Here is a 9,911-nt window from a genome sequence, read left to right as displayed (position 1 = left end):
TGACCGTCAAAAAACGCCTGCGCCTCCAGACCCAGCTTCGCCAGGTCGATGTCGCCGGTTGAGGCAAGCTGGTATTCCGAGGTCGGCGAGAATGACAGGCCCCCCATCCCGGAAGCCCCTACAAACGCCAGGCGATCCATGGCGGTGATCTGGGCAGGGAGAATGCCATGCTGTCGGAACACACGATCTTGCAGCAAGGAACCCCAGCCATCAGGCAGACTATCGCCGAACAGGCCATGCAGGCCGGAGTGCGGCCTTTTGGGAGCAAGCTGCAGCTCCGTGGTTGCCTTTAGGCCAAAGGGCGAGAGGTTGCCATATCGCCCCAGATAATCTGCATCGTACTGAAAGAAGACGCCCTGCCGATTCTGCGCCAGCACACCCACCGTCACCGCCTGCCCCGTTGCCAGCGTGCGGGTTACCGTCAGCTTGCGGACCGGCTTAAAGGTCATCGCTCAACACCTCATCGATACTGGATGGCAACTCAGCTTCGCTGAGGGAATTGCGAGTCAACGCATACAGGCGACGCAGATCGTCCAGACTCTGCCAGAGAAATAGCAGCTGCCGGAACGAGATTTGGCCGGTGAGCTCGAATTTCTTGATGGTGGATGCTGGCACACCGCTACGCGCAGCTAGCGCATCGCGAGACAGCTTGGCCTGCTTGCGCAAACGTCGCAGATGGGTGGCAAATGCCCGCTGGACATCGGCATCGTCAAGTAGGGCGACCATATCACACCTATATGGATACTATTTTGTCCAATTTTCGCATTTAATGGACAAAATAGACACCATAATGCCCAAAGAAAGCCGCGCGAGTGCACCAAAGGCCAGGAATCGTACTGCCGTCAGCAATTTTGGCCAAATCCCTGCACTAATAGACGTGAGAGTTCTGGAGCCTCATTCAGCAATAAGGCCAGCGCCGGGCCCAATGAAGAATCCGCTTCCCAGATCCTCAATTCCGACCCTTCTTAATGATGAGCTACCAGCCATCCATCCAGGTAACGCCAACGAATTGTCATCTTGCTCTCCAGTGAATACATTCACCAGAAACCCTATCGTCACGACCTGAAATACCGGGCACGTGGACCCCGCCTTTTCAGCAACCCACCCTCCTCCAAAAGGCCCCGCGTATTTGCTCATTAAGCTAAATCAAGGACTTAAAAGTGGTGGGCAACATGGTGGGCAAAGCAAAAACCGCCATGCAAAAACACAGGCAACCAATTGACTTTCAAGTATTTTTAATTCTTAACCAACAAACAGATCCAGAATATCGAGTGACGCTGCCGCTGGGTGGAGAGGGTGTTTTGTGGGAAGTTCAGCTTGCTGAACGAATATCCTGACCCGTCTTGTCATCGCTTGCTGGTGCGCCATCTATCCGCACCCTTCCGAGGGGGCTCTCTGCCCCCGGCATGCATGCAAACAAGAAAGTCACTGGCTTGGTAACAGGTCATTTCCCAACCCAGGCAAAGTTAGCGAGCCCCATACTGGTAGCCAGACAGCAACTCGACCCAGAGCGCATCAGCCGAACTGAGGGAACAACACAGAAGAGTGATGCGTCAACAGGTGGGGCCGGACTGCATGGAAGAAGTGAACGGATGAGCATTCAGGCAAATCATTTCCTACATGCCTCTGTCCTAAAGATGGGGAAAAATGCTTTTTAAATCGAATTAAGCTCTTTTCTGTTACTTCAACAGCAGACAAGGAGCATAAATATGGCGAGCAAAAGCATGACCTGCATGAGCAAGCGAGGCGAACCGCTCACTGAGTATGAATTTGAATTTCAGGCTGAAGATGCAGCGAACTACATCAACACAATATATGGGAACGACCTAATTCCTTATGATTGCACCAAATGCAGATACTGGCACCTGACGCCCAAGAGCAGGCACACCCCAAGCCGAACATGCGGTTACTGCACCAGCGCTTCAGGTGAACCCAAAAGCCTTTATGAGACAAGAAAAGGGGCAGACAGGCGTGCCAGTATACTAGCCGAGCAAGGAGCCCCAAATCTGCGCGTCTACGAATGCCCCAATGACAATGGCTGGCATCTGACCAGTTCCAGCGGGTAAATATCGAGTCACTAAACCAGCGATATGCAGCCAGGGAGAGGGGCTTCAGCGGCTTCATACCCTTCTTCCTGGCTAACTGCCAGATGCAGCTTCCACCAATATTCATATCTATTAAAAAGGCACCGTCTAAATATCAAATTGGCTTCTCTCTCACGAGAGAAAAATACCTCCTGCCAAATATTGGAGGCGTAAAACAAGGGGAGCATGGAGGCCACATTTTCCTGCGGGTTTAGCGCCGACCATAGGCCTGCAAAGTCACCGAAAGAAAACTTCCGGCCCGGCTCCCGCCAGTGACTGATAACCTTATTCGGATCAGATTCATCAGACGCCCCAAGCCGCTTATCATTTCTCCGCCAGGCCGATGAGAACCCGGGGTTACTGGTGATTTCACCCGTCTTTGGCGGTTTATCTGGCCAGATACGTCGCGACTTCCTGAATGATATACAAGCCAACATATCAATAAGCCTGGCATTGGAAGTCTTGGCTTTGAAATCCGGGTTAAGAGGCATCAATCTCAAAAACCATGGAACAGGCGTTATATCAACAAACTCGGGAATTGATCTGTGAAACAAGACATCCATCAAAGCCAGCCATGACAGAACTGAATTGTCAAAAATCGAAATTAAATCTATTTTCAGATCAGCGTATTTTACGTCAGATACTGACGGGTAAGGCCCAGTCACAAACTCGTTATCGAGAGCCACCGGATCTATTATTTTTACTATACCTTCTTTTCTCTCATTCCTTATTGCGTTCAAAGCCTCACCAAGATCAGAACCATCATGAAACACCTCTGCCTCAAGCATCAAAGCAATGGGTAAAAATTCAATATTCTCGATATACTTAGCCTCTTCCATCAGCACTTCATAGCATGAGGAGTGCGAAGCCAGCACATGAGAAACGAGAGAGTAGATAAGCAGCCTTTCTTTATTATCTTCTGGGTGAGCACTCAAGCCAGCTTCCTGTCTTTTCCTGCGCCAGTAACCATCGATCTTTCCGACTAACCTTTCGGCATCAGAGTCATTCGCTGTCAAAGATAAAACCTTACGTACATCATTACTTCTGATGCCTACTTCATTATGCAGAAAGGAAGACAGCTTTCGCCCCAAAGCCAACCTCTTCAATAAGCGAGACGAAAACATTCCATCCATTGAAACCATAATTTTATCGCTCAATCTTCGAACTAACTCTGCTGATAGGCTTTATCCACAAGCTGCCTTGCTCTTTCCCAATCCTCTGCATTACGGATATTCACTTCCAAATCTCCCGTACCCCAATGGCCGATACTGCTCATGTCTCGGCTGAAGCTATTTTCTTCCCCCAATGAACCGGGGAGTTTGAGGTACATGACTAGGCGCGTATCTTTTCCTGGCATTACCAGTAGCGAGACGAAATTACGGATGCGTTTGAAGGCAGTGTAGAGCTTGAGCTCCTTGCGCTGGACTTCATCGCCCAGCTGCTCAATGTAGCTGCACACCGTGTCATAGAGCTTGAGCAGCTCGGGGGACGCCAACTCCAGTCGCTCTTGCTGGGATTTGTCGCCACTTCTCTTGCCGTCTTTGCGGCTATTGGTTTTCGCTGGACGTTTCGTTTGAAGGGACAAGGTTGTCGGAATCAGGGAACCGCTGGCGGTCTGGGCGTTGACCAATTCCAGCAGCAATAGCTCGCTACCGAAGTAGCGATAGCGCATTAGTTCGATATTGCGATTGATCTGCTGGACGGCGTGCTCGTCGTACTTGTTGAAGTCCGAGGCGATGCAGATCAGGCGAGTGCCACCCCATTCGATGGATTCAGCCACCTCCCTGCCAATCTGCTCCATGACCAGCAGCTTGAACTCGGCCTGATGATCCAGCAGCCAGTCCAGGTAGAACAAGCCCTGGTTGATTACATTCTCATTGCTGTGGCGCTTGTACTCGACGATCACCGGGCAACCGTTCTCATCCAGCCCCAAGGAGTCGATACGCCCTTTATGGGTTTTGCCAGTGCCATACTCACTGGCCAGGAAGCGGACGCCGAGCAGCACCTCCATGTTGGACTCCACATGAAGCTGAAGATCTTTTTCGAGCTTAACCGCGCTGCCCGCAAGCTCGGTTACGCTATTGCCTTTGAGCTGGAACAGTTTGATGTCACTCATCTTTCTCTCCAGCGACCAAATCGACAGTCGGCTCTGGAAATAGCTCTACCATGGCCGATACCGTAATGAGGAGGAGCTTCGCCTTCTCACGAGTAAACGAGGAATCCGGCTCTGCTTCATGGGCTGCTGAGTGGAGTACATTCTGCATATGGCCTCTCAACGAAAAAAGCCGTTGATCCAGCGTCATTGCCTCTTTCTCTGCTCTAGAATTTGACGCGGACGCTTCCATAGCTGAAAAAATGTTCCTCTTGTCCTTTCTACGCTCGCGAAGTCTCTCTTCCGCTTGCCTCAGTCTTGCCACGCACTCCCTATATAACCCTGATTCGAAAAGCGCTCTCGCCGTATACAGTAGGCTATAGACAGAATTTTCCCTTTCACTGCCATCTGCCGGGAACGATAAATCATGGAAAAGGTACTTCCTATACCCTGCAGAAGACAGAATATTCCCCCATTCCTGAACATTCTTATGTAGCGATTCATGACCGTTAAGGTTCCAATCCTCTATAGCACCATTCTGAGCATGCACTCTCAGCGAAGCTTGTATGTGCACTGAGAAATCCTTGCCTGCTCGCTCTTTCTCAAAGGCCTCCAGCAAAGGATAACCAACATGACCGGCATATATGATTTGCGTCTCATTTCCGTTAAAGGCTTGCGGCTGGTACGTCTGGTACAAATCGAACCGAGGCCACGGCAACTGGGGGCCTTGAGCATTTATCTGAAGAGATCCAGATAGAGGAATAGCGTTAATACCATTATCGGAAACCCTTCCCTTGAGATAAACCTCAATCCACGCACCAGCAAGAGCTGGCCGAGTAATCACATTCTTCGCACTAATATCAAACGCCACATAAGATCCATCTTTCAAAAAACTCACATCCTACCCCTTTCTTACCTTTGCTTTAGCTTTCTTCACCAGCTTGGCCGCTGCGCGTTCTGCCTTGATCTTTTCCAGCAGGGCTTCGGCGCTGTTTTCGCAACTGATCAGATCCGGGTTGTCCTTGCGCCATTGTTCGGTTAGTTCGCCGCGGAAGGCCTTGGCGAGGATGGATTGGGTGAGGTTATTGACCCGTGCCAGGGCGTTGTTGACCTGGGTTTCGATGGTGTCGGCGTAGGCGAAGAGTTGGTCTACGCGGCGAACGATCTCAGCTTGCTCGCTAAAGGTTGGCAACGGTGTGACCAGACGTTTAACGTCAGAAAGATTGATACCCCTTTGGGCAACACCTTTTGTTTTCTCTGCAAGTGCCCTGTATCCACCCGGAGACTGCAACAACAGAGCCACATAGCGCGATGAAATGTTCCCTCTAACAGGAATCATCGCTACTTCTCTACTAATATTTATTGGGTTGGCAACTAACTTATCATCAATAACTGCTGCATTTCCCACCGTCCCCCGAATAGCCAGCAGGACCTCTCCTCCCCTTAGCCTTGTTCGAGAGTATTTATCCTCAATTTCAGGAAGGACCTTTTTGAGATTATCGCTTTCTATGTATAGAGGCTTAACATCACCACAACGTATTGTAGGCACGCCTTCCTGCTGAGCCTCTCCTGTTTGGACGATTCCGTATGGAATACCTCTTTTACTATCAACAAGCTGCTCGAGTGCATATAGTTTCCACCTGTCCCAACTTGCGCCATCAAAAAAACTCACCGCAAGCTCAAGCTCCTCTGCATTTGGAAGAGGGATCGTAGCGAGCTTTCTATCTTCTATTATTTCTTCATCAATAGACTGGTAATAATCCTGATCAGTTATATTAAACCCCTCCGTCAACCTCCCGCTCACGGCGGCGGCGAGGACGGATTGGCGGAAGCGTTTGAGGATTTTCGGGATGCGTTCGAGTCGGGCCTTGGTGCTTTCTACCTGGGCCAGCAGGGTGTCGAGTTTTTCGGCGATGGCTTTTTGTTCGGCTCGCGCGGGGAACGCTATCTTTGCAGCCTCAAATTTCCCTTTTGTAACATGCCGCAATCCAACACCACCATGCGCACCAGAAATTAGTTCCTCCAATTTCTGATTAATGGCATATCTAAGATATTTTTTATGTATATATGACTCTTTGAAATCGATCTTGAAAATATGCTGATTTAGCGCAGCCGTTTCTCCGCACCACACATGTGCGCCGAAGGATGTTCCCGGAGTTCCCGACCATGCGAACAACAAATCGCCATTTTCTATTCGATGCTTATCCGCAAGATCACCATCAAAATGATTATATTTCGCATCAGGATTATTGAGGTTTTGGATGCGGATAATTGGAAGTCCTGTTTCGCTCCATTCCGTTGTCTTGAAGGCTCTACCATTAATCAAGTCACACAGCTCTCCTATGCTAGAACTGTTCCAAAACGCTGGCTTAACTTGGCTCATGACCTTTCTTCATCCTTCAAACCAAAACATTCAGCAACTAGCAATTTCTGCCCATCAGCTTCCTCTCCAGCCCCCAACTCCCGCATCAACCCATCCAGCTCACCCAGCGCCTGCACCAGCTCACCCATGGCCTCCCCTGCCAATACTTCCGGCTCTGGAAGATTGGCTGCATCGACACTGTCGCTGTCCTTGAGCCAGGCGATATCGAGGGAGTCACCCTTATGGTCGGCGATCCATTCGCGGGTGAAGCAGCGCCAGCGGCTGTGGACGAGCTGGTCGTCGACGCCCTGGTTTTCGTCGGTTTGTTTGGCGTCTTCGCTGAGGTCGATCTCTTCGGCGTTGAAGCTGTATTCGCCTTCGGTGCGGTTGTCTGGGTGAAGGATCGCCTGCAGGCAGGCTCCTACGGCGGCATCGTCCATACCGGGGGCGTAGACCTGCTCGAAGGGTTTGAGGTGTTGTTCGCCGAAGGGGGTGCGTTTGCCGAAGCTGGGCATGTTGGTGCGAAGGTCGTAGACCCAGACGTTTTCGGTGCAGTTTTCTTCCTGCAGTTTGTCTTTGGCGCTGCCCTTGGTGAAGAACAGCACATTGGTTTTTACGCCCTGAGCATAAAAGATGCCGGTGGGCAGGCGCAGGATGGTGTGCAGGTTGCACTTGTTCATCAGGTCGCGGCGGACGTCGGTGCCGACGCCGGCTTCGAACAGCACGTTATCGGGCAGCACCACGGCGGCGCGGCCGCCGGGGTTGAGATTGCGGTAGATGTGCTGCAGGAAGGCGAGCTGTTTGTTGCTGGTCTTGTAGGTGAGGTCATCGCGAGTGATGGAGGCTTCCCCGCCCTTGGCGGTGCCGAAGGGCGGGTTGGCGAGGATGACATCGGCCTTGTCCAGGCCCTGGCCGACCATACCCAAGGCGTTACCGAGGTGAACCACGCCCTCTTTGTCGCCTTCCATGCCGTGGAGCAGGCAGTTCATCAGCGCCAGGCGGCGGGTGGAGGGCACCAGTTCCACGCCGATAAAGGCCTTGTTCTTCTGGAACGTGGCGTCCTTGGCGCTGAGATCGAGATAGTCATCGGTCTGGGCGCGCATGTACTGATCCGCCGCGACCAGGAAGCCGGCGGTGCCGGCGGCCGGGTCCTGAATGGTTTCGCCAATTTGCGGGCGGATGCAGCGCACCATGGAATCGATCAGGGCGCGGGGGGTGAAGTATTGCCCGGCACCGGATTTGGTTTCGTTGGCGTTCTTTTCCAGCAAGCCTTCGTAGAGATCCCCGAGGCCGTCTTTCTGGGCGCTGAACCAGTCGATCTGGTCCAGGGTCTTGATCATCTGTTCCAGATGGCGGGGTTCGCTCAATCGAGTCTGAGCCTTGGCATAAATAGCTGTAATCAGTGGATCATCATGAACCTTCACTTCTATGGTCTTCGTCGGATCACTCGAATCGACCATAGTTCGTTTTCCCGTTCCCAAAGCAGTGAGAATCGCTTGATAGTCGTTCAACAAATTAATTCCCGACTTCTGATTCAGATCGGTCCACCTACAACCTTCTGGGAGCAGGTGTTTTTCCAGCATCGGCAGATCTGAAGTTTCGTGAACCATCTTGATAAACAGCAGCAGCACCAGCTCGGTGACGTAGTCAGAGTAGTTGATGCCGTCGTCGCGGAGGACGTCGCAGAGGTTCCAGAGTTTCTGGACGATGTCGTTGTTGGTCATGGTCAGCCTTATGCGTTTTGGGTGGCAGGGAAGATGTCTCTCCCTTCACAGATGTTAAGCAAGGCAGGAAAGGCGTAGATGGAAGGCCGGCGGCCCTGCCCTTCCTGCAGAATAATGAGCGGCCCGGTTTCCTGAACCAGCTGGCGCAGCAGGCCGTGCAGGGTCTGCTTGTTAATACCGGTACGCCGGGCAAAGTCGCCCGCGCTGAAAATCGGACGATCAAAGATGCCGTCCAGCAGCTTGGGGCTATGCTGGCTGTGGGTGATATCTGCCATTGCCGCCTTGGTTTCTTCATAGAGCGCCATGATGCGACGGACTCTATCCAGATTGGTGCGCGCCTGCTGAATGACCGCACGCAGAAAGAACTGAATCCAGCCGGTCCAGTCGCCTTCGGCGGAGATAGCCGAGAGGCGCTGGTAATACTCATCACGGTGGGCTTCCAGGTAGTCCGACAGGTAAAACATGGGGCTGGAAAGCCGCTGTCTGGCGTACAGAAAAAGCGGTATCAGCAGGCGGCCAATACGGCCATTGCCGTCCTTGAAGGGATGCAGCAACTCAAACTGAGCATGAACGATGGCGGTCTGTGCCAACACATCGAAATCATTGTGTTGCAGGTATTGCTCCCACTGCTGCAGGTGGCTTTCCAATTGCAGCGGGTTAGGCGGCACGAAGCTGGCTTGTTCGATACTGCAGCCGGGACGACCAATCCAGTTCTGCTCCCTGCGGAATTCACCCGGCGCCTTGTGTTGCCCACGCACGCTATCAAGCAGGATGGCATGCAGCTGCAACAAGAGGTTGAGGGTGATCGGCCTGCCATCCTTGAGATGCTCCTGGGAGAGCATCATGGCTTTGCGGTAGTTGAGGATTTCGTTGATGTCTTCGTTCTTGCGATCATCGAAGTTCTGGCCGGCTTCCCGCTCCAGCACCTCCTCCACGGTGGCCTGAGTACCCTCGATTTTTGAGGACAGCACCGCTTCCTGCTGAGTTAGCGGTGACAGCATGACCGCAGGATTCACAATGCCTTGCAGCAAGCCACTGTATTCCGCCAGCTTGGCATTAGCCTCGCCAACCAGGGTGATCAGCTGGGCGTAGTCGATGTCTGCCAGTGGCAGGTCTTGTGGTCGATAGGGTTCCATGGGCACCGCCGCTAGCGTATTAGTTTCTTTAATATGTCATTCATAAATGACTTTGTGTTGACTCTACCATTCACAAAACTACTTGTGTATTAAAAATAGAGAAAAGCAATATATAACAACGTTTGTGGATGGCAGTTCATGCACAAGGCCATTTGTGTATTAAATAACACCAACAATCAATACAAAAAGGCCCGTATGTTCAGGGCATCGACACAGAGAGAAAACCGGGGTTTAGGCAGAGCCCTCCCCTGCCGCCTCTTTACTGCTCCAATTCCTGAGCGCATCGACGCTGTGGCTGTTGGTCGGGGTCAGTCCCGATTCAGTATGTCGATATAGGCGGTGTAGGCGTAAACGCGGTTGCGTTTCTGGCCGGTCATTTCGCGCACCAGCCCCAGCTGGTGTTCGAAGGCATCCATGAGATCCGGACAGCCGGCCAAGGGCGGCCAGAGCCTCCCAAAGCCGCTACTGGTGTATTGCCCGGTGAGTCCTCGCTGCATGGGGGCGCGCCTCGGA

10 protein-coding genes are annotated in these 9,911 nt (G+C 52.2%); 1 reads left to right on the top strand and 9 read right to left on the bottom strand.

The window, feature by feature from the left end; all coding sequences use genetic code 11:
* Positions 1–449 (bottom strand): HipA N-terminal domain-containing protein (locus CL546_RS14965; protein WP_290496398.1); only part of this gene is annotated, 449 nt, incomplete at its 3' end.
* Positions 439–726 carry a helix-turn-helix domain-containing protein gene (locus CL546_RS14960; RefSeq protein WP_155137861.1) on the bottom strand — a complete coding sequence of 96 codons (288 nt, stop codon included), beginning with the start codon at positions 724–726 and terminating at the stop codon, positions 439–441. The genes CL546_RS14965 and CL546_RS14960, both read right to left, overlap by 11 nt.
* A 446-nt stretch (positions 727–1,172) precedes the next feature.
* On the opposite strand from CL546_RS14960, the gene CL546_RS14955 reads away from it, so the two are divergent.
* A complete protein-coding gene (locus CL546_RS14955) occupies positions 1,173–1,337 on the top strand; it encodes a hypothetical protein (protein ID WP_290496394.1) in 165 nt (54 codons plus the stop codon).
* Between the two features lie 740 nt (positions 1,338–2,077).
* Here the strand turns inward: CL546_RS14955 and CL546_RS14950 are convergent.
* The 7 genes from CL546_RS14950 to CL546_RS14920 all read right to left on the bottom strand — a co-directional run bounded on the left by CL546_RS14950 (position 2,078) and on the right by CL546_RS14920 (position 9,895).
* Complete coding sequence (locus CL546_RS14950; RefSeq protein ID WP_286791887.1) at positions 2,078–3,241, bottom strand: hypothetical protein; 1,164 nt, start codon at positions 3,239–3,241, stop codon at positions 2,078–2,080.
* Positions 3,242–3,249: 8 nt separating this feature from the next.
* Positions 3,250–4,200, bottom strand: coding sequence for a DUF5655 domain-containing protein (locus CL546_RS14945; protein ID WP_286791886.1), 951 nt, complete (start codon positions 4,198–4,200; stop codon positions 3,250–3,252).
* A complete protein-coding gene (locus CL546_RS14940) occupies positions 4,193–5,074 on the bottom strand; it encodes a hypothetical protein (RefSeq protein ID WP_286791885.1) in 882 nt (293 codons plus the stop codon). Before CL546_RS14940 ends, CL546_RS14945 begins: the two co-directional genes overlap by 8 nt.
* Before the next feature lie 3 nt (positions 5,075–5,077).
* Positions 5,078–6,559, bottom strand: coding sequence for a restriction endonuclease subunit S (locus tag CL546_RS14935; RefSeq protein WP_286791884.1), 1,482 nt, complete (start codon positions 6,557–6,559; stop codon positions 5,078–5,080).
* Positions 6,556–8,262 carry a class I SAM-dependent DNA methyltransferase gene (locus CL546_RS14930; RefSeq protein WP_290496391.1) on the bottom strand — a complete coding sequence of 569 codons (1,707 nt, stop codon included), beginning with the start codon at positions 8,260–8,262 and terminating at the stop codon, positions 6,556–6,558. Before CL546_RS14930 ends, CL546_RS14935 begins: the two co-directional genes overlap by 4 nt.
* 8 nt (positions 8,263–8,270) lie before the next feature.
* Entirely contained in the window at positions 8,271–9,398 is a 1,128-nt protein-coding gene (locus tag CL546_RS14925; RefSeq protein ID WP_286791881.1) for a Fic family protein, read from the bottom strand.
* A 308-nt stretch (positions 9,399–9,706) separates the two neighbouring features.
* Positions 9,707–9,895 carry a hypothetical protein gene (locus CL546_RS14920; RefSeq protein WP_286791879.1) on the bottom strand — a complete coding sequence of 63 codons (189 nt, stop codon included), beginning with the start codon at positions 9,893–9,895 and terminating at the stop codon, positions 9,707–9,709.
* Between the last annotated feature and the right edge of the window lie 16 nt (positions 9,896–9,911).

Origin of the sequence: Alcanivorax sp., from assembly GCF_002726155.1 — a bacterium.
In the GTDB taxonomy this organism is placed as follows: domain Bacteria; phylum Pseudomonadota; class Gammaproteobacteria; order Pseudomonadales; family Alcanivoracaceae; genus Alcanivorax.
The sequence above is the reverse complement of the archived record's forward strand: the minus strand, read 5'-3'. Positions and strand labels throughout refer to the sequence as shown.